The sequence below is a fragment of the Lysobacter sp. BMK333-48F3 genome, from assembly GCF_019733395.1.
Classification (GTDB): Bacteria; Pseudomonadota; Gammaproteobacteria; order Xanthomonadales; family Xanthomonadaceae; genus Lysobacter.
Genome location: NZ_JAIHOO010000001.1, coordinates 2586239 through 2612458 on the forward strand (window position 1 = coordinate 2586239; position 26220 = coordinate 2612458).

Annotated in this window: 21 protein-coding genes; 18 read left to right on the plus strand and 3 right to left on the minus strand. The window is 70.2% G+C overall.

From position 1 onward, the window contains the following. Positions 1–141: 141 nt before the first annotated feature. From K4L06_RS10980 to K4L06_RS10995, 4 genes are all read left to right on the plus strand, one after another. A complete protein-coding gene (locus K4L06_RS10980; RefSeq protein ID WP_221671419.1) occupies positions 142–777 on the plus strand; it encodes a DUF4166 domain-containing protein in 636 nt (211 codons plus the stop codon). Next, entirely contained in the window at positions 774–1715 is a 942-nt protein-coding gene (locus K4L06_RS10985) for a nucleoside hydrolase (RefSeq protein ID WP_221671420.1), read from the plus strand. The genes K4L06_RS10980 and K4L06_RS10985 overlap by 4 nt, the downstream gene beginning before the upstream one ends. 422 nt (positions 1716–2137) lie before the next feature. Then, the gene (locus tag K4L06_RS10990; RefSeq protein ID WP_221671421.1) at positions 2138–2380 is read left to right on the plus strand and encodes a type B 50S ribosomal protein L31; all 243 of its coding nucleotides are present in this window, start codon (positions 2138–2140) and stop codon (positions 2378–2380) included. A 433-nt stretch (positions 2381–2813) separates the two neighbouring features. After that, positions 2814–4121, plus strand: a complete 1308-nt coding sequence (locus tag K4L06_RS10995; protein WP_221671422.1) for a citrate synthase — start codon at positions 2814–2816, stop codon at positions 4119–4121. Positions 4122–4201: 80 nt separating this feature from the next. On the opposite strand, the gene K4L06_RS11000 is transcribed toward K4L06_RS10995, so the two are convergent. From K4L06_RS11000 to K4L06_RS11010, 3 genes are all read right to left on the minus strand, one after another. Further along, positions 4202–4594 carry a hypothetical protein gene (locus K4L06_RS11000; RefSeq protein ID WP_221671423.1) on the minus strand — a complete coding sequence of 131 codons (393 nt, stop codon included), beginning with the start codon at positions 4592–4594 and terminating at the stop codon, positions 4202–4204. Positions 4595–4760: 166 nt separating this feature from the next. Then, positions 4761–5414, minus strand: a complete 654-nt coding sequence (locus K4L06_RS11005) for a hypothetical protein (protein ID WP_221671424.1) — start codon at positions 5412–5414, stop codon at positions 4761–4763. A gap of 267 nt (positions 5415–5681) precedes the next feature. Continuing rightward, the gene (locus tag K4L06_RS11010) at positions 5682–8237 is read right to left on the minus strand and encodes a penicillin-binding protein 1A (protein WP_221671425.1); all 2556 of its coding nucleotides are present in this window, start codon (positions 8235–8237) and stop codon (positions 5682–5684) included. A gap of 439 nt (positions 8238–8676) precedes the next feature. Between K4L06_RS11010 and K4L06_RS11015 the strand changes: the two genes are divergently transcribed. The 14 genes from K4L06_RS11015 to K4L06_RS11080 all read left to right on the plus strand — a co-directional run bounded on the left by K4L06_RS11015 (position 8677) and on the right by K4L06_RS11080 (position 26215). Continuing rightward, positions 8677–9735 carry a pilus assembly protein PilM gene (locus K4L06_RS11015; protein WP_221671426.1) on the plus strand — a complete coding sequence of 353 codons (1059 nt, stop codon included), beginning with the start codon at positions 8677–8679 and terminating at the stop codon, positions 9733–9735. Next, entirely contained in the window at positions 9735–10547 is an 813-nt protein-coding gene (locus tag K4L06_RS11020; RefSeq protein WP_221671427.1) for a PilN domain-containing protein, read from the plus strand. Before K4L06_RS11015 ends, K4L06_RS11020 begins: the two co-directional genes overlap by 1 nt. Beyond that, entirely contained in the window at positions 10544–11254 is a 711-nt protein-coding gene (gene pilO, locus K4L06_RS11025) for a type 4a pilus biogenesis protein PilO (protein ID WP_221671428.1), read from the plus strand. Before K4L06_RS11020 ends, pilO begins: the two co-directional genes overlap by 4 nt. A gap of 1 nt (position 11255) precedes the next feature. After that, positions 11256–11804, plus strand: coding sequence for a pilus assembly protein PilP (locus K4L06_RS11030; protein WP_221671429.1), 549 nt, complete (start codon positions 11256–11258; stop codon positions 11802–11804). Positions 11805–11864: 60 nt separating this feature from the next. Next, on the plus strand, positions 11865–13895 hold the full coding sequence (pilQ, locus tag K4L06_RS11035; protein ID WP_221671430.1) for a type IV pilus secretin PilQ: 2031 nt from the start codon (positions 11865–11867) through the stop codon (positions 13893–13895). 200 nt (positions 13896–14095) lie between these two features. Further along, positions 14096–15112: a MoxR family ATPase gene (locus K4L06_RS11040; RefSeq protein ID WP_221671431.1), complete on the plus strand. Its 1017-nt coding sequence runs from the start codon at positions 14096–14098 to the stop codon at positions 15110–15112. A gap of 49 nt (positions 15113–15161) precedes the next feature. Continuing rightward, a complete protein-coding gene (locus K4L06_RS11045) occupies positions 15162–16058 on the plus strand; it encodes a DUF58 domain-containing protein (protein WP_343225752.1) in 897 nt (298 codons plus the stop codon). Continuing rightward, positions 16058–16513, plus strand: a complete 456-nt coding sequence (locus tag K4L06_RS11050; RefSeq protein WP_221671433.1) for a DUF4381 family protein — start codon at positions 16058–16060, stop codon at positions 16511–16513. The genes K4L06_RS11045 and K4L06_RS11050 overlap by 1 nt, the downstream gene beginning before the upstream one ends. A gap of 25 nt (positions 16514–16538) precedes the next feature. Then, on the plus strand, positions 16539–17540 hold the full coding sequence (locus tag K4L06_RS11055) for a VWA domain-containing protein (RefSeq protein ID WP_221671434.1): 1002 nt from the start codon (positions 16539–16541) through the stop codon (positions 17538–17540). Then, the gene (locus tag K4L06_RS11060; RefSeq protein ID WP_221671435.1) at positions 17537–19369 is read left to right on the plus strand and encodes a tetratricopeptide repeat protein; all 1833 of its coding nucleotides are present in this window, start codon (positions 17537–17539) and stop codon (positions 19367–19369) included. Before K4L06_RS11055 ends, K4L06_RS11060 begins: the two co-directional genes overlap by 4 nt. A 4-nt stretch (positions 19370–19373) precedes the next feature. Beyond that, positions 19374–21086: a BatD family protein gene (locus K4L06_RS11065; RefSeq protein WP_221671436.1), complete on the plus strand. Its 1713-nt coding sequence runs from the start codon at positions 19374–19376 to the stop codon at positions 21084–21086. 75 nt (positions 21087–21161) lie between these two features. Further along, a complete protein-coding gene (locus K4L06_RS11070; RefSeq protein ID WP_221671437.1) occupies positions 21162–22541 on the plus strand; it encodes a dicarboxylate/amino acid:cation symporter in 1380 nt (459 codons plus the stop codon). A gap of 317 nt (positions 22542–22858) precedes the next feature. Beyond that, entirely contained in the window at positions 22859–24859 is a 2001-nt protein-coding gene (gene tkt / locus K4L06_RS11075) for a transketolase (protein WP_221671438.1), read from the plus strand. Between the two features lie 216 nt (positions 24860–25075). Then, entirely contained in the window at positions 25076–26215 is a 1140-nt protein-coding gene (locus tag K4L06_RS11080) for an acyltransferase (protein ID WP_221671439.1), read from the plus strand. Positions 26216–26220: the final 5 nt, after the last annotated feature.

A 26220-nucleotide genomic window follows, 5' to 3' on the forward strand; every position in this document is an offset into this window, starting at 1 on the left:
CGAGGGCGCGCCTAATCGCTTGAATCGCCTGGGTTCGCAGCGTTGCGCCCGGTCGAAACCGTCGTGTCCGGGTCGTCCGGACACGGCGATTTCCGGTGCGGCCCGAGGGGGCTTGCATTTCGGTCGGGGGATTTGGCTATAGTGTCCCGCCCGCTGGAGCGCTACACCCGGATGCCGGGAGCCCCTCACAACGCGGCGATGCACTGGTTCGGCCCGGCCTTCGAGCGGCTGCACCCGCGCCTGCAAGCTTTGCACCGCGACGGCGGCGCGCTGCACGGGCAGATCGAGATCTCCACTGGACACGGCCTGGCCGGCCGCCTCGGCCGCCGCCTCGCCGCGCGCCTGGGCATCCCCACCGATCGCGCCCGGCGCGGTTTCCGGGTCGAGATTTCCCACGACGGCGAGGCGATGCGCTGGCGCCGCCGCTTCGACGACGGCAGCGAACTGCTGTCGGTGTTCCGTCCGGTCGGGCGCTATCCGCAGGGGCATTGGCTCGAATCCACCGGCCCGGCGCGGATGAAGCTGGGCGTCGATCTGGACGGCGGCGGCTGGCGCTGGCGCCTGCTCGGCGTCGCCGTGGCCGGCGTGCCGCTGCCGCGTTTCGCGTTTCCGCGCACGCAGGCCTACAAGCGCATCGAATCCCATCCCGACGGCGAGCGTTATCGCTTCGCCGTCGCGTTCTCCTGGTTTCCCTTCGGCGAACTGCTGCGCTACGAAGGCGCACTGCACGCCGTCCCGGCCGAATCGGCCGATCCTGTCGAAAGAGTGGTTACATGACCGATCGCATTCCCCTGCTTATCGATACCGACCCCGGCGTGGACGATGCGCTGGCGTTGTTGATGGCGTTCAACGACCCGCGCCACCAGCTGGTCGGCCTGACCATCGCCGCCGGCAACGTCGGCCTCAAGCACACCGTGGCCAACGCGCTGAAGCTGTGCGAAGTCGCCGGCGTCGACGTGCCGGTGTTCGCCGGCGCCGACGCGCCGCTGCTGCACCCCTCGCCGGATGCCGGCTACGTGCACGGCCAGGACGGTTTCGGCGACGTCGGCTACCAGGCCGCGCAGCGCCAGGCCGAGGCCGAGCACGCCGCGCTGGCGATCATCCGCCTGTCGCACCAGTACGCCGGCAAGCTGTTGCTGGTCGCGCTGGGGCCGCTGACCAATGTCGCCCTCGCGCTCAAGCTCGACCCGACCCTGCCGCAGCGCATCGCGCGCCTGGTGGTGATGGGCGGCGCGGTGACCTGCCAGGGCAACATCACCCCGGCCGCCGAGTTCAACATCTATTTCGATCCGGAAGCCGCGCACATCGTGTTCGAAGCGTTCGAGCGCATCGACCTGGCCGACTGGGAAGCGGTGATCGCCCACGGCCTGCACCACGATCGCGTGCTGGAGTGGTTCAAGACCGATTCCGCGCGCGGCCAGTTCTACGAGCGCATCTCCGAGAAGACCCGGATGTGGTCGATCGACCGTCGCGGCGATCATTGGCACGCCGCCGACGCGTTGGCGATGGCGTTCGCGCTCGAGCCCGAAGGCGCGCTCGACCTGCAGGCGCGGCCGGTGTCGATCGAGCTGGAGGGCACTCACAGCCGCGGCGCGACCGTGGTCGACTGGCGTCGCCAGGAAGGGCGCCCGGACAAGGTGACGATCCTGATGAAATATGATCAACAGCGATTCGAATCCCTACTCCAGGCAGCCCTATCCGCGTCCCCCGCGTAGAAAGTCGGCGACCCGCGCCGGTAGCCGAAGCGACCGCGTCCCCCGCGCAGAAAGTCGGCGACCGCGCCGGTAGCCGAAGCGAAACGCACCCCGCGTAGGCAGTCGGCAACCGGCGCCGGTGCCCGAAGAAGGTCCGCTCGCGCCGACCTTCCGCTCCCGCGCCAGCCAGCCAACCAGCGGCAGGGCGGGGGCGAGGGTGACCCGCCGCAAAGCGCAGGTCATCGGCCTGTATCGCCGCAAACGCCGCTTTTGAGTGGCAAGGACGCCGGCGGCGGGGTTTTCCCGCCGCCGCCAGGGCGGCGGAACGGGCGGGCCGCTCTCAGCGCCCCCTGCGATGAAATTCGTTGCTTTCCAGGCTTGCGCAACCCGCGGGTAGCTGGCTATACTGCGCGACTTTCCCGCACACCTTAAGGTTGAGTGCCATGAAGGCAGGCATCCATCCCGAGTACCGCGACGTCGTGTTCCAGGACGTCACCACCGATTTCCAGATCCTGACCCGTTCGACCCTGTCGAGCAAGGAAACGATCAAGGTCGATGGCGCCGAGTACCCGCTGATCAAGGTCGATATTTCGTCGGCCTCGCACCCGTTCTACACGGGCAAGCACAAGATCGTCGACACCAGCGGTCGCGTCGACAAGTTCCGCAAGCGTTACGCGCAGAAGTAATTCCGCGTCGCATCGCTGTACGTCCAACGGCTGCCCGCGAGGGCGGCCGTTTGCGTTTGCGCGCCGCAAGGGCGCACGCCGAGGCATCCCATGCGCGCCGTCGGCGGCTGCGGGTTTCGGCTGTGGCGGCGCGCGCCGTGAGTCCTGCGGCGTGGCGACGGGCCGGTGCGGCGCCCGCCAGCGGCCCGCTGCTGCCAGCGCTTTCGCCAGGACCCGCAAGCCGGCGTCCGCGGCGCGGCCCGCGAGCCCGCCCCGGCGGGGCTTCCCGCGCCGCGCCGGCAACGCACCGTGCCGCCGCAGGCGCCGTCCCGACCAAAGTCCGAGCTTGGGCTCTGGAATCGTTGTGCGATAATTCAGCCATCGCAATCCGATTGTGACCCCTGTTGCCCTCCTGCCGCGGCCCTCCCTGCGGCAGCAGACCGAGGAGTGTTTCGTGTCCGATGATTCCAAAAAAGCCGGCCTTGATCAGGTCACCCTGACCGCCGGCGACAAGAACGTGGTCCTGCCGGTGCAGCATCCGGTGCTCGGCGCTCCCTGCGTCGATATCGCCAAGCTGCCGAAAGAAACCGGGATGTTCACCTACGACCCGGGTTTCACCGCCACCGCCAGCTGCAAGTCCGCGATCACCTACATCGACGGCGACCAGGGCGTCCTGCTGTACCGCGGCTACCCGATCGAACAGCTCGCCGAGAAGTCGAACTTCCTCGAAGTCGCCTATCTGCTGATGAACGGCGAACTGCCGAACGCCGGCGAGTTCGCCAAGTTCGAGCACGAGGTCACGCATCACACGATGATGCACGAGGCCTTCCGCACCTTCCTCTACGGCTTCCGCCACGACGCCCATCCGATGGCGATGCTGGTCGGCATGCTCGGCTCGATGGCGAGCTTCTACCACAACGATCTCGACCTGGAAGATCCGGAACAGCGCCGCCTGGCCGCGATCCGCCTGATCGCCAAGGTGCCGACGATCGCCGCCGCCTGCCACCGCTATTCGATCGGCTGGCCGATCCGCTACCCGAAGAACAGCCTGGACTACACCACGCGCTTCCTGCACATGCTGTTCGAAGTGCCGAGCGAGCCGCTGGAGCTGAACCCGGTCGCGGCCAAGGCGATGGACCTGTTGTTCATCCTGCACGCCGACCACGAGCAGAACGCCTCGACCTCGACCGTGCGCCTGGTCGGCTCGACCGGCGCCAACCCCTACGTCAGCGTCGCCGCCGGCGTCGCCGCGCTGTGGGGGCCGGCCCACGGCGGCGCCAACGAGGCGGTGCTGAAGATGCTGGAAGAGATCGGCCGCCCGGAGAACGTCAAGTCGGCGGTCGACAAGGCCAAGGACAAGGAATCGGGCTTCCGCCTGATGGGCTTCGGCCACCGCGTCTACAAGAACTACGACCCGCGCGCCGCGCTGGTGCGCAAGATGACCCACGACGTGCTCGGCGCGCTGGGCGTCAACGATCCGCTGCTGGAAGTGGCGATGAAGCTGGAAGAGGCGGCGCTGCAGGACGAGTACTTCGTCCAGCGCAAGCTCTACCCGAACGTCGACTTCTACTCGGGCATCATCTACAAGGCGCTCGGCATCCCGGTGGAGATGTTCACCGTGATGTTCGCCATCGCCCGCACCGCCGGCTGGGTCTCGCACTGGCTGGAGCAGCAGAACGATCCCGAGAACAAGATCGGCCGCCCGCGCCAGATCTACACCGGCCACGCCACCCGCGACTACGTCGGCGTCGACCAGCGCTGACCGGCGCCGGTTTCCGGATGCGAAAACGCCCCGCTTCGGCGGGGCGTTTTCGTTTGCGCCGGCGCTGGTCCGCGCGCCGCTTACTCGACCGCGCAGCCGGTCAGGCTCATGTAGTCGCTGCCCGAAGTGAAGCCGACGGTGCAGGTCGCGACGAACGCCGTGCCGGGCTCCAGCGCCGACAGTTTGCGGCTCTGTTCCGGATCGTCGCTGCTCAGGCGCGCGTATTCGACATCGCTGCCGGCGTCGGTGGCCGAGGTCAGCGCGGTGTCGGCCAGCGAGGTGTTCTGTTCCAGCACCACGGCGCTGATCCGCACCGCCTGGTCGTACTCGGGCATCGACAGGGCGCTGTAGTCGGCGCTTTCGTAGCTCGCGTACAGCTTGGACAGGGCGAGCGGCGTCGCCGCCGCAGCGGTGCCGGCGACGAGGGCGGCGAGGGGCAGCAGGCAAAGCGCGGCGGTTTCCTTGATTCGCATCGGACGTCCTTGATGGGGGTGGCCGGCGATTGTGGCGGCAGCGCGCGCCAGCGTCATCCGATGCGCGGCGAATCTGCTTCGCCGCGGTTTGCCCGTCGTGTCGTTACGCGTGCGCGGGTCGCGCCGCGCCGATGGCCGCCGACGCCGGGGTCGAGCGCGCTCGAATTCAGCCGCGCTCGAACTCGGAGATTTCCTCGTCCGCCAACAACTGGCGCAACTGGGTCGCCGAGGCGCGCTTCATCGGCTTCTCGTCGACGCTGGACAGCGGCGCCTGGCGCAGCACGTCCAGCGGCAGCACGCTGAGGTCGAAGCTCAGCTCTTCGGCGGAGAACAGCCACACCGGCGCGTCCAGGCTGCGCTCCCGGTCCAGGCGGAAGCGGCGCTCGCGCGCCTCGGCCGGGATGTGGTGCTGTTCCAGGAAGCGCGGCACCGCATCGGCGTCGTCGCTGTACAGCTGCAATGCGACCGGGCTGCGCGCGTCGGCGGTGCCGTCGAGCACCGGGCCGACCAGGCGCGGCTCGAACGAAGCAAAGAACTCCATCGCCCGCAGCGCGGCTTCGCGGCGCTGGCGCAGGCCGCCCAGGTTGTCGCGCTGGAACAGGCGCTGGTACTCGCGCAGGGCGTCTTCGATTTCGCGGTTGCGCGGCAGCGAGGCATCGTCGTAGATGCCCAGGCGTTCGGCGGCCTTGAGCTTGGCCTGGTGGTAGTCGCGGATGCCGCTTTCGGCGATCAGCCGGGCCGCTTCGTGGGCGAGCCGGTGGCGGCGCTCGCGGATGCGGGTTTGCGCGTGCTGGTGTGCGTGCTGTCGGGCCTGGTGCATCTCGACCTCCGGGCGGGCACTCCACGGCGAGGGCGCTCGCCGCGGCCGGAATCTGCCGGCGGCCCAACGCTAGCACGTTCGTCGGTCGGGTTGATGTATGGGCTGGAACCGGGCCGCGCGAGGCGCCAGAACGGGCAAGGCCGAATCCACCGGGAAACAAAAAGGCCGCATGCGCGGCATGCGGCCTTTTCGTTCGAACGGTTGTGCGGCTGGTTGGCCGGGCGGCGCCCGTGGCGGACCGAGGCCCGCCGCAGCGTATTGCGGCGGTCAGAAGATGTCGAAGGACTCTTCCGACGGCGCCGCGTCTTCGTTGCCGTAGTCGGTGTAGGTCTGCATGCGTTCCAGGTCCTCGGCCTTGACCCATTCGATCACGCCGCCGGCGCCGTCCGGGATCAGCGCGCCGTTGCCGGCCACCGACACCTTGACCATGCCCTGCGGCGGTTCGTTGGCCGCGACCGGCTGGTCCTTGAGCGCCACGCGCATGTAGTCGATCCAGATCGGCAACGCCGCCTTGCCGCCGTACTCGCGGTAGCCCAGCGACTTGTAGTTGTCGCGGCCGACCCAGACGGTGGTGACGTAGGGGCCGCCGAAGCCGGAGAACCAGGCGTCGCGGTGATCGTTGGTCGAGCCGGTCTTGCCGCCGACGTCTTCGCGGCCGAGCACCTTGGCCGCGGTGCCGGTGCCGCGCTTGACCACGTCGCGCAGCATCGAGACGATCTGGTAGGCGATGCGGTCGTCGATCGCGCGCGGGGCGATGTGCATCGCCGCCATTTCCTCCTTGGTCGGCGGCTTCTTGGCCGGCGCCGCCGCGGCTTCGGGCTGCTTGGGCTTGTCCTTGTCGCCGGCCGCGGCGCTGGCGCCCGGCGAGGGGCCCAGGTCGAAGCCGTCGACGACCTGGCTGACCGGCGCGGCCACGGCCTGGCCGCGGCCGCCGCACTCGGGGCAGGCCACCGCCGGCTTTTCCTTGAACACCATCGCGCCGGCGCGGTCCTTGACCTCGTCGATGAACCACGGGGTGATGCGGAAGCCGCCATTGGCGAAGGCCGCGTAGCCGCGCGCCACCGACAGCGGGGTCAGCGAAGCGGTGCCCAGCGACATCGACAGGTTCGGCGGCAGCTGTTCGATCTCGAAGCCGAAGTGGCTGATGTACTTGCGCGCGAAGTCGACGCCCATCGCGTCGAGCAGGCGCACCGAGACCAGATTGCGCGACTGCACCATCGCCTCGCGCACCCGCATCGGTCCGGCGAAGTTGCCGCCGTCGTTCTGCGGCCGCCACAGGTGGCCGCGGCGGTCCTTGAACACCACCGGGGCGTCGAGCACGATCGAGGCCGGGTTGTAGCCGCGCTCGAACGCGGCCGCGTACACGAACGGCTTGAAGCTCGAGCCCGGCTGGCGCCGCGCCTGGGTGGCGCGGTTGAACTTGGCGCCGGCGAAGCTGTAGCCACCCGACAGCGCGCGCAGCGCGCCGTTGGCCGGCTCCAGCGAGACCAGCGCGGCCTGCGCCTGCGGCAGCTGGTCGAGCCGGTAGCTGATCGTCGGCGGTACCGGCGGCGCGGCGGGCGCGTCGCTGGAAGCTTCGCCGGCCGGCTTGGCCGGCGCGGCCGCCGCGGTCTCGATCTTCGCCACCCGCACCAGGTCGCCGCGCTTGAGCAGGCTGCCCGGGCTGCGTCCGCCGAAGCCCTGCTTCTCGCTCAGGTCCAGTTCGGTGCCGTCGCCGAGCACGACCTGGGCCTGGCCGCCGCGGGTGCCGAGCACCACCGCCGGCAGCAGGTTGGCCTGGGCCGGGATGCCGCGCAGGCGCAGCCGGGCGGCGGCCGCGTCGTCGCCGGCGGCGAGGTCGAAATGCTGCTCGACGCCGTGCCAGCCGTGGCGGCGGTCGTACACCGACAGGCCGTCGCGCACCGCCTTGTCGGCCGCGGCCTGCAGGGTCGGGTCGATGGTGGTGGTGACGTGGTAGCCCTTGGTCAGCGCCTCGGCGCCGTAGCGGGCGACCATTTCCTGGCGCACCATCTCGGCGACGTAGGGCGCGTAGACCTCGATCGGGCGCTCGTGCGGGCTGGCGTGCATCGGCGCGGCCTTGGCCTGCGCGGCCTCGGCGGCGCTGACGTACTGCAGCTCGGCCATGCGGTCGAGGATGTAGTCGCGGCGGATCTTGGCGCGCTCGGGGTTGCTGAGCGGATTGCCGCTGGACGGGAACTTGGGAATGCCGGCCAGCGAGGCCATTTCGTCGAGCGAAAGCTCGCTCATCTTCTTGCCGTAGTAGAACTCGGCCGCGGCGCCGACGCCGTAGGCGCGATTGCCGAAGAAGCTCTTGTTGAGATACAGCTCGAAGATCTCGTCCTTGCTGAGCTCGCGCTCCATGCGCATCGCCAACAGCATTTCGCCGAGCTTGCGCTTGTAGCTGTATTCCGAGCTCAGGAAGTACTGGCGCGCGACCTGCTGGGTGATGGTCGAGCCGCCCGGCACGCGCTTGTCGTCGGTGGTCGCCAGCAGCCAGACCGCGCGCGCCACGCCCTTGTAGTCGATGCCGTGGTGCTTGTAGAAGCGCGCGTCCTCGATCGCGATGAAGGCCTGCTTCAGGCGCTCGGGCACGTCCTCGATCGCCACCGGGTAGCGCCGGGTTTCGCCGAACATGGCCATCAGCCGGCCGTCGCGGGCGTAGACGTACATCGGCTCCTGCAGCTCGATGCTGCGCAGGGTCTCGACGTCGGGCAGCTTGGGAACGATCAGGTAGTACAGGGCGCCGAGCGCGATCGCGCCCAGCAGGACCGCGCCGATGAACGCGTAGAGCGCCCAGCGCAGCCAACGGCGAATACGGGACATCGAAGCGGTTTCCGGATCGTGATGGTTATGGCCGGCAAGTATAGAGGAGCGGGCCGGCGCTCCCGTCGGGGGCTGAGACGCGGGCTGGCCCGGGCCAGAGGGGGAGGGGCTGGAGGGCCGGGGAGGGGCGGAGCATGGGGTGGGGCGGATGGCGCGGCGGCCGCTGGTCGCGGGCTGCCGCGCGAACCTCGGAACCGCCGAACCGGGCACGTTCCGGTTTCCCCATTCAGGGCAGTCTCGGACTGGCCGACGAACGGTCCGCCTTGTCCCGGCGCGGATCGTAAGGACTGACGGAGCGGGTCACATGACGTTGCGGGTCAAAAAAGCACGACTGGGTTGGCAATCGTGAACAAAGTGGTTGCCAGCCTGTGAAAAGTCCGTTATCTAAGCCGGGGCCACACGAAGTGCGCGTAAGCGCTTGTGGCATGGGGAGATAATTGTGGGACTCATCACAAAAAGCCAGCCGGCGCTCGTCGGCGTGGACATCAGTTCGACCGCGGTAAAGCTGTTGCAACTCTCTCGAGTGGGCAACCGCTACCGCGTTGAGCATTACGCTGTCGAACCGCTGCCGCCGAACGCGGTAGTGGAGAAGAACATCGTCGAAGTCGAGGCGGTGGGCGAAGCGATCAAGCGCGCCGTCGCTCGGTCGGGGACCCGCATCAAGCACGCCGCCGCGGCGGTCGCCGGTTCCTCGGTGATCACCCGGGTGATCGGCATGCCGTCGGATCTGGACGACGACGAGATGGAGTCGCAGATCGAGCTGGAGGCGGCCAACTACGTGCCGTATCCGATCGACGAAGTGAACCACGACTTCGAAATCCTCGGCCCGATGCCGGGCAGCCCGGACATGGTCCAGGTGCTGCTGGCGGCTTCTCGTTCCGAGAACGTCGAAGTGCGCGCCTCGGCGCTGGAGCTCGGCGGCCTGATCCCGAAAGTGATGGACGTGGAAGCCTTCGCGATCGAGAACGCGTTCTCGTTGCTGGCCGACACGCTCAGCGGCCCGCGCGACGGTCTGGTCGCCCTGGTCGACTCGGGCGCGACCATGACCACCCTGAACGTGCTGCGCAACGGTCGCAGCCTCTACCACCGCGAACAGGTGTTCGGCGGCAAGCAGCTGACCGACGAGGTCATGCGCCGCTACGGCCTGAGCTACGAGGAAGCCGGTCTGGCCAAGCGCCAGGGCGGTTTGCCGGAGAGCTACCAGGCCGAGGTGCTGGAGCCGTTCAAGGAGGCGATGGTTCAGCAGGTCAGCCGTCTGCTGCAGTTCTTCTACGCCGGCAGCGAGTTCAACCGCGTCGACCAGATCGTCCTGGCCGGCGGCGGCGCTTCGATTCCGCGCATCGCCGAAATGGTCGAAGAACAACTCGGCGTGCCGACCACGGTGGCCAACCCGCTGGCGCACATGACCCTCGGCCCGCGCGTCCAGGCGCATGCGCTGGCACAGGACGCTCCCGCGCTGATGATCGCTTGCGGCCTGGCCCTGAGGAGCTTCGACTGATGGCACGCATCAACCTGCTCCCGTGGCGCGCCGAGCGGCGCAAGGCTCGCCAGAAGGAATTCGGCGCGATCCTCGGCCTGTCGGCCCTGGTCGCCGTCGCCCTGTCGGTGCTGATCGTCTTCTACTACAACAGCGAAATCAGCGGTCAGCGCAAGCGCAACTCTTTCCTCGACGCGCAGATCGCCGAAGTCGACAAGAAGATCACCGAGATCGACGAGCTCGACAAGAAGAAGAGCAAGCTGCTCGCGCGCAAGGAAGTGATCGAGAAGCTGCAGTCCAACCGTTCGCAGATGGTGCACCTGTTCGATTCGCTGGTGCGCACCATTCCCGACGGCGCGGTGCTGACCGCGATCAAGCAGGATGCCGAGACGCTGACCCTGGAAGGCCGCGCCCAGTCCAACGCCCGCGTCAGTACCTACATGCGCAATCTCGAGGTGTCCGGCTGGATGACCAAGCCCGACCTCAACGTGATCGAGGCCAAGGGCAACGAGAAGGGCCTGCCGTACGAGTTCAAGCTGCAGGTCAAGCTGGCCAATCCGAACGCGCCCAAGGACGAGGACGGCGATGGCGTGCCGGACGAGCCGGTTCCGGCCGCGCCGGAAGCCGCTGCCGCCGCCGCATCGTCGGCTGCAGCCGCCGCCGCTGCGGGCCAGCCGGCCGCCGCCCAGCCGGGTGCCGCGACGGCTCCGGCCGCCACGGCTCCGGCTCCTGCCGGGAGCGCCCCGGCCGGTAGCGCCCCGGCCAAGCCGGGCGAGGCCGCCAAGCCCGCCGCCGCGCCGGCCGCCCCGACCAAGACAGGAGCCGCGTCGTGAGCAAGAAGGCTTCTATGAAGAACCTGGACTTCAACAACATCGGCGGCTGGCCGCGCCGCGCGCAGATCGTGTTCTGCGCCGTGGTCGGGTTGGTGATCGTCGGCCTGGCCTGGTGGCTGTTCGTGCGCGAAAAGCGCGAAGAGCTCGAGGGCCTGGAGCGCCAGGAAACCGAGCTGCGCACCACCTTCGAGACCAAGCAGGGCCGCGCCGCCAACCTGGAACCGTTGAAGCAGCAGCTGGCGCAGATGGAGCAGCAGCTGCAGCAGATGTTGCGCCAGCTGCCGAGCAAGACCGAGATGCCCGACCTGATCGTCGACATCTCCCAGACCGCCCTGGCCACCGGCATCTCCAACGAGCTGTTCCAGCCGGGCGCGGAAGTGCCGAAAGAGTTCTACGCCGAGAAGCCGATCGCGCTGCGCATGGTCGGCACCTACCACCAGTTCGGCGCCTTCGTCAGCGGCGTGGCCTCGTTGCCGCGCGTGGTCATCATGACCATGCACGACATCTCGCTGAAGCCCAAGGGCAACAACAACAAGGACGCGGCCGGCGGGATCACCCCCAACAGCCCGCTCGAGCTGGCCGGCACGGTCAAGACCTATCGTTATCTGGACGAGGAAGAAATGGCCGCGCAGACTCCGCCGGCAGACGGTTCCGCTCCCGCCGCCGCCGGCGCCGCGGGCGGCGACAGCAAGAAGGAGGGCAGCTGACATGCGCACTCGCTTCGTTGGTCGTTCTTCCCTCGCCGGGCTGAGCGCGCTGGCCCTGGCGCTGCTGGCGACCGGCTGCTTCCGCAGCGTCACCAGCACCCCGGGCGAGGCGCCGAACCTGGAAAAGTGGGTCGCCGAGGTCAAGGCCAAGCCGGCCCCGCCGCTGGACCCGCTGCCGGTCATGCAGCAATTCGAAACCTTCGAATACAACGCGCAGGACATGCGCGACCCCTTCAGCACCGCCTTCACCGACGAAGACACCGGCTCCGGCCTGCGTCCGGACAAGGCGCGGCGCAAGCAGCCGCTGGAGATGTTCCCGCTCGACGGTCTCGACATGGTCGGGACTCTGGGCCGCGGGGGCGGTACTGTGGCGCTGGTGATGGCGCCCGACAAAGTGACTTATCGTGTTCGACCCGGTGCGTACATGGGGCAGAACGACGGTCGTGTGACCGCCGTGTCTGAGGAGCGCATCGACTTGGTCGAGCTGGTGCCGGATGGCGCAGGCGGCTGGCTGGAACGACCGGCCTCCGTGGCGCTGGAAGATCAATGATTAGGGGATAGCATGATGATCGTATTCAACGCCAAAACCATGCCGTCGGCCCGACGCCCCATGGCATCGAGCCCGCGCCTGGCGGGGCTGGTGATCGGCCTGCTGGCCGGCATCAGCGCAGTCCAGGCGGCGCCCCAGACCGCTGCGACCGCGCCGGCCGCCGTGCCCGCGCCCCAGGTTGCGCCGACCCCGAGCAACGACCCGGCCAAGCAACTGCCGGGCACGATCTCGGTCGCCAACATCGACTTCAAGCGCGGCGACGGCGGCTCCGGCAAGCTGATCGTGCGCTTCAGCGGCGACGGCGCCATGCCCGACCTGCGCAACCAGGGCGCCGAAGTCCTGGTCAACGTCGGCAACGCCCAGCTGCCGGCCGCGCTGCAGAAGCCGCTGAACGTGGTCGACTTCGCCACCCCGGTGCAGCGCATCGACGCGCGCACCAGCGGTGCGGGCACCCAATTGGTGCTCAACACCGCCGGCGCCTACGACACCATGGCCTACCAGACCGGCCGCGAGTACATCGTCGAGGTGGTGCCGCGCGCCGCTGCGGCCGGCAACCGCGCCGTCGGCGCCGCTGGCGGCAAGACCGCCGGCGCGACCGCGGCCACCGTCGGCCAGGCGCCGGCCGGCGTCGCCCGCAGTTATTCAGGCCGCCCGGTGACCTTCAACTTCCAGGACGTGCCGGTGCGCACCGTGCTGCAGTTGGTGGCCGAGGAGTCCAACCTCAACATCGTCGCCGCCGACACGGTGCAGGGCAACGTGACCCTGCGCCTGGTCAACGTGCCGTGGGACCAGGCCCTGGACATCGTCCTGCAGGCCAAGGGCCTGGACAAGCGCCGCAGCGGCAACGTGGTGTGGGTCGCGCCGCAGGCGGAAGTGGCCAAGTACGAGCAGGACCGCGAGGACGCGCGCATCGCCCTCGACAACCGCGTCGACCTGACCACCGAATACATCCAGATCAATTACCACAACGCCGGCGCGATCTATAAGGCGCTGACCGAGGCCAAGGGCATCGGCAACAGCGGCGGCGGTGGCGGCGAAAGCGGCGCCAGCAGCGAAAACGGCTTCCTTTCGCCGCGCGGCCGCCTGGTCGCCGACGAGCGCACCAATACCCTGATGATCAGCGACATTCCGAAGAAGGTCGCGCAGATGAAGGAGCTGATCCGGGTCATCGACCGTCCGGTCGATCAGGTCCTGATCGAGGCCCGCATCGTCATCGCCACCGAAAGCTTCGCCCGCGACCTGGGCGCGCGCTTCGGCGTCTCCGGCCAGAAGGGCGACGTGATCACCAGCGGCACCCTGGAGAGCATCAACAACTACCGCAACACCGCGGCCAAGAACGACCTGATCCGCCAGCAGGCGGATAGCCTTACCGCGGACTCGGTTCGCTTCCGTGACGCCGGCAACCTGACCAAGGCCGAGGCGCTGCAGGACCAGGCCCGTTCGCTGCTGCAGACCCTGACCAACCCGGCGTTCCTGTTCCCGGCCAGCCTCAACAGCAACGTCGGCGTGCTCAACCCGGCCGGCGCGCTGGCCTTCACCATCCTCGGCAAGTGGGTCAACCTGGACATGGAGTTCAGCGCGATGCAGACCGAGGGCCGCGGCGAAGTCGTGTCCAACCCGCGCGTGGTCACCAGCAACCAGCGCGAGGCGGTGATCAGCCAGGGCCAGGAAGTCGGCTACGTGACGATCTCGCCGCAGCAGGGCGGCAACAGCATTCCGATCCCGAACGTGCAGTTCAAGGACGTGCTGATGGAGATGAAGGTCAATCCGACCATCACCAACGACGGCCGCGTGTTCCTGAACATGAACGTCAAGAAGGACGAGATCCAGGGCTTCATCGACACCTCGATCGGCCAGGTGCCGCAGATCAACAAGCGCAACATCAATACCGCCGTGCTGGTCGAGGACGGTCAGACCGTCGTGATCGGCGGCGTGTACGAGTTCCGCGATCGCACCGACCTGTCCAAGGTGCCGTTCCTGGCCGACATCCCGTTCCTCGGCAATCTGTTCAAGAAGAAGAGCCGCAGCAAGGAAAAGGCCGAGCTGCTGATCTTCGTCACGCCGAAGGTGATGCAGGTGACCCAGCGCTGATCGGCGCCCGGGTATGCCGCAAAAAGGGCCTTCGGGCCCTTTTTGCGTTTCTGCGCCCGCGGCCGGATGAGGTCGTCCGCCGGTCTGCGCCGTGAGCGCGTCATGAACTGGCCGCTGCCGCGCCGCGGCGGTTTTGAACCTCTCGTGCCGGTTTGAGTCAAAATCGGCGCGTATCGCTCCCGATCGTTACTGGATACCGGATGGACAGCGCAACCGACCGTTCCCCCGAGCTGCACGGCGCCGACGGCGCGCGCCTGCACGACGACTTCCGCGCCCTGCGCGACGCGCTGGCGCTGGAGATCGTCGGCCAGGCCGAGCTGATCGAGCGCTTGCTGATCGCCTTGCTCGCCGACGGCCACCTGCTGGTCGAAGGCGCGCCCGGCCTGGCCAAGACCAGCGCGGTGCGCGCCCTGGCCGCGCGCCTGGAAGCGGACTTCGCCCGGGTCCAGTTCACCCCCGACCTGCTGCCGGCCGACCTGACCGGCACCGAGGTCTGGCGCCCGCAAGAGGGGCGTTTCGAATTCCAGGCCGGGCCGATCTTCCACCCGATCCTGCTCGCCGACGAAATCAACCGCGCCCCGGCCAAGGTCCAGTCGGCCTTGCTGGAGGCGATGGGCGAGCGTCAGGTCACCGTCGGCCGCGCCACCTACGCCTTGCCGCCGCTGTTCCTGGTCATGGCGACGCAGAACCCGATCGAGCAGGAGGGCACCTTCCCGCTGCCGGAGGCGCAGCTGGACCGCTTCCTGATGCACGTGCGCATCGGCTACCCCGAGGCCGCCGCCGAAACCGAGATCCTGCGCCTGGCGCGCGAGCGCGCGCGGCAGACCCTGCGCACCGCCCCGGCGGCGGTGGCGCGGATGCCGCAGGCCGACGTGTTCGCGGCCCGCGCCGCGGTGCTGGACCTGCACGTGGCGCCGGCGGTGGAGCGCTATCTGGTCGAGATCGTGCTGGCCTCGCGCGACGCCGGCCGCTACGACCCGGCGCTGGCGCGGCGGATCGCCTGGGGCGCCAGCCCGCGCGGCTCGATCGCGCTGGAGCGTTGCGCGCGCGCCCACGCCTGGCTGGCCGGACGCGATTTCGTCACTCCCGACGACGTGCGCGCGATCGCGCCCGAGGTGCTGCGCCATCGCATCCTGCCCAGCTACGAAGCCACCGCAGAGGGCTGGGATGGCGATCGCCTGCTCGACGAACTGCTCAAGCGGGTGCCGTTGCCTTGAAGGCCGGGATTCGGGATTGGGGATTCGGGATTCGCAGCGGAGGCGTGCGGTGAGCGAAGGCGTGGTGCCGAGTCTGAGCGAGCTGGTCGCGCTGCGCGCGGCGGTGAGCGGGCGGCGTGCGGCGCGCCAGGGCCGCCACGGCGTCAGCGGCCAGGCCTTGTCGCCCTTGCGCGGGCGCGGCATGGAATACGCCGAATCGCGCGAGTACTCGCACGGCGACGACGCGCGCCACATCGACTGGCGCCTGACCGCGCGTACCGGCCGCGCCCATACCAAGCTGTTCCAGGCCGAACGCGAACGGCTCAGCCTGATCGTCGCCGACACCGCGCCGTCGCTGTATTTCGGCACCCGGGTGCGATTCAAATCGGTGCAGGCGGCGCGCGCCGGCGCGGTCGCGGCCTGGGCCGCGGTGCGCGACGGCGACCGCATCGCCGCCTTGCGCGGCAGCCTGCGCGAGCCGCCGGTGACGCCGGCGGCGGGGCCGCGCGGCGCGTTGCGCGTGCTCGACGCGATGGTGCGCTGGTACGCACAGGCCCCGGCCGACGACGCTGGCTTGGACGTGGCGTTGGATCATGCCGCGCGCCTGTTGCGTCCCGGGTCGCGCCTGCTGGTGCTGGCCGACCCGGCCAGCGTCGCCGCGCTGCCGACGCGGCGCTGGGCGACCCTGGCCCAGCATCATGAAGTCGTGGTGCTGCTGCTGACCGATCCGGTCGAGACGCAGCCGCCGCGGGCGATGTTGCCGTTCAGCCGCGAGGGCCAACGGATCGAACTCGATCTGGGCGCCGACGAAGCGCGCCGGCGTTGGCGCGAGACCTTCGTCGCACCGGTGGAGGCCGCGCTGGAACAGTTGCCGGCGCGCGGCGTACGCGCGCAGGCGCTGGCGACCGACGCGGCCAGCGAGTCCTGGCTGCCCCTGCTCGGCCGCGCGCGGCCGCTGGTGGCCTGATGGCCGCGCCGCTGCCGCTGCGCGACGTGCATCTGCCGCCGGCGCCGTCGTGGTGGCCGCCGGCGCCCGGCTGGTGGCTGCTGGCCGCGGCGCTGTTGGCGGTGGTCGCGGCGGTCTGGTTCTGGCGCCGTCGTCGCGCGCGCCGGCATGCGGCGATCGAGCGCGTGTTCGACCAGGCCCTGGCCGCGGCCGAAACGCCGAGCGCCCAGGTCGCGGCGATCTCCGAACTGCTGCGGCGCGCGGGGCGGCGGCGCGATCCGCAAGCCGATCGCCTGCAGGGCGAGGCCTGGCTGGAATTCCTCGATCGCGGCAGCAAGCGTCGCGATTTCGCCGACGGCGCAGGGCGGATGCTGCTCGACGGCGCTTACCGGCGCGAGGTCGAGCCGGCGCGGGTCGCGGCCCTGCACGATCTGGCCCGGCGCCGTTTCCTGCAATGGATGGGAGCCGGCCGGTGAACGCGCACGACCGAGGCGCCGGCGCATGAGCGACTGGCTGAGCCGATTGAGCGAAGTTTTTGCCTGGCCGTGGTGGCTGCTGGCCCTGCCGCTGCCGCTCCTGGCGCGTTGGCTGATGCCGCCGGCGCGCGAGGCGTCGGCGGCGCTGAAGGTGCCGTTCGGCGCGCGCCTGGACGCGGTCGCCGGCCATGGCGGCCGCGGTCTGCGCGGCGGCGGCGCGGGCTGGTGGCTATGGCTGGCCTGGGCGTTGCTGTGCGTGGCCGCGGCGCGGCCGCAGCAACTCGGCGAGGCGGTGCAGCCGCCGCAGGTCGGCCGCGACCTGATGCTGGCGCTGGACCTGTCGGAAAGCATGAACATTCCCGACATGGCCTTGAACGATCGTCCGGTCGATCGCCTGACCGCAGCCAAGGCGGTGCTGGCCGATTTCCTGGAACGCCGCAGCGGCGACCGGATCGGCCTGATCGTGTTCGGCCGCCGCGCCTACGCGCTGGCCCCTATGACTCTGGACCACGCCACCGTGCGCGACCAACTGCGCGACAGCGTGACCGGCCTGGCCGGTGGGGAGACCGCGATCGGCGACGCGATCGGCCTGGCGGTCAAGCGCCTGCGCGAACAGCCGGCCAAGCAGCGGGTACTGATCCTGCTCACCGACGGCGTCAACACTGCCGGCATGCTGGATCCGCGCAAGGCCGCAGAATTGGCGCGCGACAACCAGGTGCGCGTTCATACCATCGCCTTCGGCGGCGACGGCTCGCTGTCCCTGTTCGGCTTCAAGATCGCCGTGACCGACGACCCGTTCGACGACAGGGCCTTGCGCCACATCGCGCAGTCCACGGGAGGGCGCTTCTTCCGCGCTCTCGATACCGGCGAACTGGTCGGCATCTACGCCGAGCTCGATCGGCTTGAGCCGATTCGCAGGCCGGGCAAGGCGGTACGGCCGCGCATCGAGCGCTACCCCTGGCCCTTGGCCGGGGCCCTGGCGCTGGCTTTGCTCGGTTTCCTGTGGCCGCGACGGAGAGCGACATGAGCGCGACGGTCTGGCCGTGGAACGAATTGTACTGGCTGCGCCCGCAGTTCCTGTGGCTGTTGCTGGCGCTGCCGGCATTGGCCTGGTGGTGGCGCCGTCGCCGGCGCGATCGCAGCGTCTGGCGCGGTGCGGTCGATGCGCATCTGCTGCCGCATCTGCTCGACGGCCGTGCCGGGCGCGCCTCGCGCCTGGCGGCGATCGCCGCGGCGCTGGGCTATGCGATCGCGGTGCTGGCGCTGAGCGGACCGAGCTGGCGCGAAAGCGAACAGCCGTTGTGGCAGACGCGCACGCCGTTGGTGCTGGCGCTGGACTTGTCCAGCCGCACCCTGGCCGGCGACCTGCCGCCGAGCCGCCTGGCGCAGGCGCGGGCCAAGCTGGCGGCCTTGTTGCGCCAGCGCGACGGCGGCCAGATCGGGCTGGTGGTGTACGCCGACGACGCCTACACCGTCGCGCCGCTGACCGACGACCCGCGCAACGTGGCGATCTTCCTCGACGCGTTGGCGCCGGAGATCATGCCCGGCGACGGCCAGCGCGCGGACCGGGCGATCGCCTGGTCGGCGCGGTTGTTGCGCCAGGCCGGCTTCGATCGCGGCGAGATCCTGCTGATCACCGATCACGCCGACCGCGCCGATCGCGCCGCGGCGGACCAAGCCCGCGAGCAGGGTTACCGGGTCTCGGCGCTGGGACTGGGCGGCGACACCGCGACGCCGTTCCGCCGCCCCGACGGCGAGATCGTCTCGGTGGCGCTGGACGCGGACTCGCTGCGCCGCCTGGCCAGCGACGGCGGCGGCCGTTACGCGAGCATCGGCCAGGGCGATGCCGACTTGCGCGCGCTCGGCGTGCTCACCGCGAAACTCGCCGACACCGGCACCCAGCAGGGCAAACAAGGCATGGCCCGCGAGGACAACGGCTGCTGGCTGTTGCCGCCGCTGTTGCTGCTGGGCCTGTTCGCGTTCCGCCGCCGCAGCGGCGCGGCCGCGCTGGCCCTGCTGCTGTGCCTGGGCTTGCCGTTGGCGCCGGCGCGCGCGCAAGGCCTGTGGCAGCGCGCCGACCAGGCCGCGCATGCGCGCATCGAAGAGGGCACGGCGGCCTATCGCAAGGGCGAATTCGAGCGCGCCGGCGAGCTGTATCGCCAAGGCCGGGGCGCCGACGCGCAGTACAACCTCGGCAACGCGCTGGCGCGCCAGGGCCGTTACGACGAAGCCATCCAGGCCTACGACCAGGCCTTGAAGCTGCAACCGGGCATGGCCGATGCGCTGGCCAACCGGCGCGCGGTCGCGGCGGCGAAAAAACGCCCGCCGCCGCCCAAGGGCGAAGCCAAGCAGAACGCGCCGCGGCAAGACGGCGGCGGGCAGAGCGGGCAGGGCGCGCAAGGCGGCCGCAGCGGCAACCAGGATCCCAAGCCGCAGCCGGCGCGCGACGGCAAGCAGGACGGCCAGCCAGAGCCGAGCCCGGCAGGCGAGCGCAAGCCGGCGCAACCGCAGCAGCAACCGCAACCGCAACAAAAACCGCAGCCGCAACCGTCGGCCGCCGGCAACGGCGCTGGCGCCGCGCCGCGCGCGGCCGACCGGGCCGCGCAGCAGCGGGCCGACGCCGCTCAGCGCGAGCGCATCCAGCGCGAACTCGAGCGCCAGGCCCGGGACGGCGCGTCACAGCGCGGCGGTCGCAAGGCGCCGGCAGCGGGCGTCGAAAGCACGCAGCAGCGCGAACACAGGCTCGCTAACGACGCTTGGCTCAAGCGGCTGCCGGACGAGCCGGGCGAACTGCTGCGGGAGAAGTTCAAGATCGAATACGAGCGGCGGCAGATGCAGTCGCTGCGGGGAGACTGAGGCGATGGCGCGAAAGCTGGCCCAATTCGGACTGTGGTGGCTGCTGGCCCTGCTCAGCGCGGGCGCTCTGGCGCAACCGCGCGCCTGGCTCGACCGTGAGCGCATCCGCGACGGCGAAACGGCCACCCTCAACATCGAACTGATCGGCTCGGTCGGCGCTCGCCCGGACTACAGCTCGCTGTACGCCGATTTCGGTGTCGCCGGCGGCTCCACCGACAGTCAGGTCGTAACCGGATCGGGCGGCCTGACGGTGCGCAGTCTGTACCGGGTGTCGCTGGCGCCGCGACGCAGCGGGCGGATCGAGGTTCCTTCGGTGCGGATCGGTGGCCAGCGCACCAAGCCGTTGCAACTTGAAGTCCTGGCCGATCCAGGCGGCCCTCCCCGCAGCGCGGGCGCGGACGTGTTTATCGAGAGCGAGCCCGACGACGTCAGTCCCTATGTGCAACAGTCGGTCGGATGGGTGGTGCGTCTGTATTCGGCGGTTACATTGCTCGCAGGGCGGATCGAGCAACCGGTGCCCGCCGGTGCCTCCATGATGTCGGCCGGCGATGACGTGCGGTATCGGCGCGAGATCGATGGTCGCTTCTACGACGTGACCGAACGCCGCTTTGTCCTGGTGCCCGAGCGCAGCGGTACGTTGACCGTGCCTCCTGCGCTGTTCGAAGGACGTAGCGCGCCCGGCATGCTCGACCAGATGATGGGCGGCAGCGGCGACGAACAGCGCGCCCGCGCCCGCCCGCGCACGCTCGAGGTGCAGGCGCTGCCGGCCGATGCGCCGCAGCCGTGGCTGCCGTTGCGCGGGTTGAGCCTGCGTTACCGCACCGCACCGCAGGAATTGCGTACCGGAAGCGCGGGCAGTCTGGTGCTGGAGGCCCGCGTCGACGGCGCTGGCGTGACTCAAATGCCGGAGCTGCAACTGCCGCCGATCGACGGCGTGCAGGTGTTTCCCGAGCCGGTGCAGGCCGACGAAAGCTTCGTCGACGGCCGGCCCAGGGTGGTGCTGACGCGCAAGTTCTCGCTGGTGCCGGTTCGCACCGGCGCGGTGCGCCTGGATGGCGTGCGCCTGGACTGGTGGGATGTCGGCACCGGCCAGGCGCGCAGCGCGAGCCTGCCGCCGCTGAACTGGAACGTGCTCGCCGGCGGCGCCGCGGCGGCCGCGCCCGGGGCGGCGCCGCGCAGCACCGCCCCGGTCGCTGCCGGCGCCACCGCCGGCGCCCTGGCGACCGCGAGCGAAAGCGGCGGCGTGGCCGGCGGCAAGCTGTGGGCCCTGGCGGCGTTCTTCTTCGCCGCACTGTGGCTGGCGACCCTGCTGTGGGCGCTGCATCTGCGCGCGCATCCGGCGCTGCCGGGCGTTGCGGCCGCAGCCAGCGGCGCGCCGGGCGGCGCATCGAGTGCCGCGCCGAACACTAGCGTGCGGCCGTCGGCGGCGTTGCGCGAACTGCTCGACCGCGGCGACTTCGAGCAGATCGCTGCGGCGCTGCGCGCCAGCGCCACGCCGCCGGCGACCGACGACGACGAACTGGTCGAACGCCTGGCCGATCCGCTGCAGCGCGAGGCGGTGCAGGCCCTGCGCCGGGCGCGCTGGGGCGGCGGCGACGGCGTCGCCGCGCGGGCGTTGCTGCGCGACGCTTTCGCCCGCGGGCCGCGCTGGCGGGCGCGCGAGGCCGAGCCCGACTCGCCGCTGGCGCCGCTGTACCCGCCGCGCCGCGGGGCCTGAGCCGGGCCCGGCCGCCGCGGCGGACGCCCGCCGGCCCTGGTGTATCCTGCCGGCTGTTTTGGCCGGGCCGGATTCATGAGCGAAACCCTGAACGCGCGCAAGTCGCTCCCGCTGCACTGGAAGATGGCGATCGGCTTCCTGGCCGGCCTCACCCTGGGCCTGATCGTCTACGGCCTCGGCCTCAACAGCCTCACCTGGGCCCAGCTCGGCGGCCAGACCTGCGTGCCGGTGGTCGCCGGCGCCGAGCAGATCTGGCAGTGCCGGCCGCTGCTCAAGCTGCTCACCGAAACCGTCACCGGCCCCGCCGGCGAGATCTTCCTGCGCCTGATCTTCATGCTGGTGATCCCGCTGCTGTTCTCGGCCCTGGTCATGGGCGTCAGCGAGATGGGCGACATCCGCGCCTTCGGCCGGGTCGGCTGGCGCACCCTCGGCCTGACCATCCTGATGTCCTCGCTGGCGGTGGTGCTGGGCCTGCTGATGGTCAACCTGTTCCAGCCCGGCGCCGGGGTCGATCCGGCCCTGGCCCAGCAGCTGATGAGCGAGAACGCCGAGCGCGCGCAGAGCATCGTCAAGGGCAGCGCCGACGCGCCCAAGGGCATCCAGATGCTGGTCTCGATCGTGCCCAGCAACGTGATCCAGGCCGCGGCCAGCGACGCCATCCTGGCGGTGATGTTCTTCGCCCTGATGATCGGCGTGGGCATGGTGCTGACCCGCTCCCAGGCCGTGGACACCCTGCGCGAGGGCATCCAGGGCCTGTTCGACATTTCCATGACCCTGATCGGCCTGGTCATCAAGCTGGCGCCGTACGCGGTGTTCTGCTTCATGTTCAACCTGGCCTCGGCGTTCGGCTGGGACCTGCTGTTCAAGCTGGCCAAGTACGTCGCGGTGGTGGTCGCGGCGCTGGCGATCCATCTGTTCGTGGTCTATTCGCTGGCGCTGAAGTTCATCGGCGGGCGCTCGCCGACCGCGTTCTTCAAGGGCGTGCAGGAAGCGATGGTGCTGGCGTTCTCGACCGCGTCCAGCAACGCGACCCTGCCCACCGCGCTGCGCGTGGCCGAGGACGAACTCAAGCTGCCGCGGCGGGTGTCGCGCTTCGTGCTGACCGTCGGCGCCACCGCCAACCAGAACGGCACCGCGCTGTTCGAAGGCGTCACGGTGATCTTCCTGGCCCAGTTCTTCGGCGTCGACCTGAGCCTGGGCCAGCAGGTCATGGTGATGCTGGTCTGCATCCTCGGCGGCATCGGCACCGCCGGCGTGCCCTCCGGCTCGCTGCCGGTGGTGGCGATGATCTGCGCCATGGTCAAGGTGCCGCCGGAAGGCATCGGCCTGATCCTCGGCGTCAATCATTTCCTCGACATGTGCCGGACCACGCTCAACGTCACCGGCGACATCGCCATCGCCTCGATGGTCTCGCGCGGGGTCAACGACCCGCCGGCGGAGCAACTCGGCGACTGAGCCGCGCCGCCATTCCCGTCCCGCGTACGGCCCGCCGCTTGGCGGGCCGTCGCGTTTGGGCCGCCAACCGGGCGGCGACCGGGCTGGAGCCGGCATGCCGGCCCTGCGCCGCTGCGCGTTGCCAATCCTGGCCGCCGGCCGTTCGCGGGCGGGCGCGGCGGCGCCCGAGCCGGCCCCGCGCCGGTCCGGCCCAGGGCTTGGGGCGACAGGGCGGGCCCGGGATGGGACAATAGTCGCTCTTCGCCGCTCCCCGATCCGTGCTCCGCCGCGGGACCGGCCTTCCAGTTCCGCCTCCCAGCCTCAGCCGCCCAAGCCCAATGACGACGCCCAGCCGCCGCGACCTCGCCAACGCCATCCGTTTCCTCGCCATCGACGCGGTGCAGGCCGCCAACTCCGGCCACCCCGGCATGCCGATGGGCATGGCCGACATCGCCGAAGTGCTGTGGAACGACTACCTGAGCCACAACCCGAACAACCCCAAGTGGCCCAACCGCGACCGCTTCGTGCTGTCCAACGGCCACGGCTCGATGCTGCAGTACGCGCTGCTGCACCTGGCCGGCTACGACCTGTCGATCGACGAGCTCAAGCGCTTCCGCCAGCTCGATTCCAAGACCCCGGGCCACCCCGAGAACTTCATGACCCCGGGCGTGGAAACCACCACCGGCCCGCTCGGCCAGGGTTTCGCCAACGCGGTCGGCATGGCCCTGGCGGAGAAGCTGCTCGCCCAGCGCTTCAACCGCGAAGGCCATGACCTCGTCGACCACCGCACCTGGGTGTTCATGGGCGACGGCTGCCTGATGGAAGGCATCTCGCACGAAGCCGCTTCGCTGGCCGGCACCTGGGGCCTGGGCAAGCTGGTCGCGTTCTGGGACGACAACAAGATCTCGATCGACGGCAACACCGACGGCTGGTTCACCGACGACACCCCGGCCCGCTTCGAGGCCTACGGCTGGCGCGTGATCCGCAACGTCGACGGCCACGACGCGGTCGAGATCAAGACCGCGATCGACACCGCGCTCAAGCACGGCGACAAGCCGACCCTGATCTGCTGCCGCACCACCATCGGCTTCGGCTCGCCGGCCAAGGCCGGCAAGGAATCCTCGCACGGCGCGCCGCTGGGCAAGGACGAGATCGTCGCCACCCGTGCCGCGCTGAACTGGCCGCACGCCGAGTTCGAGATCCCCGAGGCGATCTACGACGGCTGGCGCTCGCGCGCCGCCGGCCAGAGCCGCGAAGACGAGTGGAACAGCGCCTACGCCGCCTACGCCGCGCAGTTCCCGGCCGAAGCCGCCGAACTGAGCCGCCGCACCGCCGGCGAGCTGCCGCAGGACTTCCGCGCCCAGGCCGACGCCTACATCGCCAAGCTGCAGGCCGACGGCCCGACCGTGGCTTCGCGCAAGGCCTCGCAGATGGCGATCGAAGCCTTCGCCCCGCTGCTGCCGGAACTGGTCGGCGGTTCGGCCGACCTGGCCCACTCCAACCTGACCCTGTGGAAGGGCAGCAAGTCGGTCGCCAGCACCGATCCGAACGCCAACTACATCTATTACGGCGTGCGCGAGTTCGCGATGACCGCGATCGGCAACGGCCTGCAGCTGCACGGCGGCTTCATCCCCTACGACGCCACCTTCCTGGTGTTCAGCGACTACGCCCGCAACGCGGTGCGGATGAGCGCGCTGATGGGCGCGCACGCGATCCACGTCTACACCCACGACTCGATCGGCCTGGGCGAGGACGGCCCGACCCACCAGCCGATCGAGCACCTGGCCTCGCTGCGCTACATCCCCGACAACGACGTCTGGCGTCCCTGCGACGCGGTCGAATCGGCGGTGTCCTGGCGTGCGGCGATCGAACGCCAGAACGGCCCGAGCTGCCTGATCTTCTCGCGCCAGAATCTGCCGCATCAGCCGCGCAACGACGAGCAGGTCGCGCAGATCGCGCGCGGCGGCTACGTGCTGCGCGACAGCGACGGCGCGGCGGACGCGATCCTGATCGCCACCGGTTCGGAAGTCGGCCTGGCCACCCAGGCGGCCGAGCGCCTGAGCGCCGAAGGCCTCAAGGTGCGCGTGGTGTCGATGCCGTCCAGCGACGTGTTCGACCGCCAGCCGGCCGAGTACCGCGAGTCGGTGCTGCCCAACGCGCAGCGCAAGCGGGTCGCGATCGAAGCCGGCGTCAGCGACTTCTGGCGCAAGTACGTCGGCCTGGACGGCGCGGTGATCGGCATCGACACCTTCGGCGCCTCGGCGCCGGCCGAAGCCCTGTTCCCGCACTTCGGCTTCACCGTCGAGCGCGTGGTCGAGGCGGTCAAGCGGCTGGGCTGAGCCCGCTCGCAGGCGGGTCCGGCGAGCCGGACCCGCGCACCGCGATTTGCCCGATCGGGCGTTTCGGCGGTTTTGTAAAAATGCGCGCCACGGCCGCTACCGTGGCGCGTTTTCGTTTCTAGAATCGCCCGTTCTCTTCAGCGAGCGGCCGATTGGCGCGCGCGTCCGCCCAGGGCGCCGGCGCGGGGCGTCGGGCCGCCACCGAGCCCGCCGCGCATGTCCGTACCCGCCGATTCCCCGCAACGCCTGCCGCAACTGGACGCCTTGCGCGGCCTGGCGGCGCTGTACGTGATCGTCTACCACGTCATGGCCATGCCCGAGCCCGACCTGGTCGTGCCGGGCGCGATCGCGCCCCTGGTCGGCATGGGCGGCAGCGGCGTCGCCCTGTTCTTCGTCATGAGCGCGTTCTCGCTGTGCCTGACCTGGCCGCGCCACGCCGCCAGCGGCCTGCCCTTGCGCAGTTTCTATCTGAGCCGGCTGGCGCGGATCGCGCCGTTGATGCTGGCGCTGCTGACCCTGATGGTGGCCAAGGACCAGTTGCGCGCGGTGCCGTTGCGCGGCGTCGAGGAAGTGGCCTGGAACTACTCGTTGCTGTTCGGGCTGTCGGCGCCGTGGCAGCAAGGCATCGTCATGGGCAGTTGGACCATCGGCGTGGAAATGCTGTTCTACGCGCTGTTCCCCTTGATCGCGCTCGGCCTGCGCGGCCTGTGGCGGCAGTCGGCGTTGCTGGCGGCCAGTTTCGCGCTGGCGTGGTGGGCGGCGACCGGCTTGCCGGCGCCGATCGCCCATCTCGGCGCGCATGTCGGCCTGTTGCGCCAGTTGCCGATGTTCGTGCTGGGCTGCGTGCTGTTCGAACTGTGGCTGCGGCTGCGCGAGGCGCCGGCGCGGCGCCGGCGGACGCTGGGCGCGGCCCTGTCGCTGGCCGGGCTGGGCGGCTTGGGCGCCTTGTTCTACGGCCTGCTGCCGCCGCTCCCGCCGATCCTCGACGGTTGGTACCTGGCCTCGCTGTTCTACGGCCTGTTGCTGCTGGGCCTGCTGCTGGCGAGCAACCGCCTGCTGGTCAACCGGCTGACCTGTTTCTTCGGCACGATCAGCTATTCGCTGTACCTGGTGCACCCGTTCCTGGTCTCGCGTCTGTACGGCGTGTTCGCCCGTTGCTATGCCGAACTTTCGCCGGGCGCGGCCTATGCCGCCTGCCTGGCCCTGAGCCTGGCCCTGACCGTACCGGCCGCATGGCTGACCTATCGCTGGATCGAGAAGCCCGGTATCCGCCTCGGCCACCGCCTGTTCGCGCGCCTGCGCAAACGCCGGCAGGCGCGCGCGCTGCAGGCGCAGGCGGCGGTCGGTCCGGCCTGACCGGC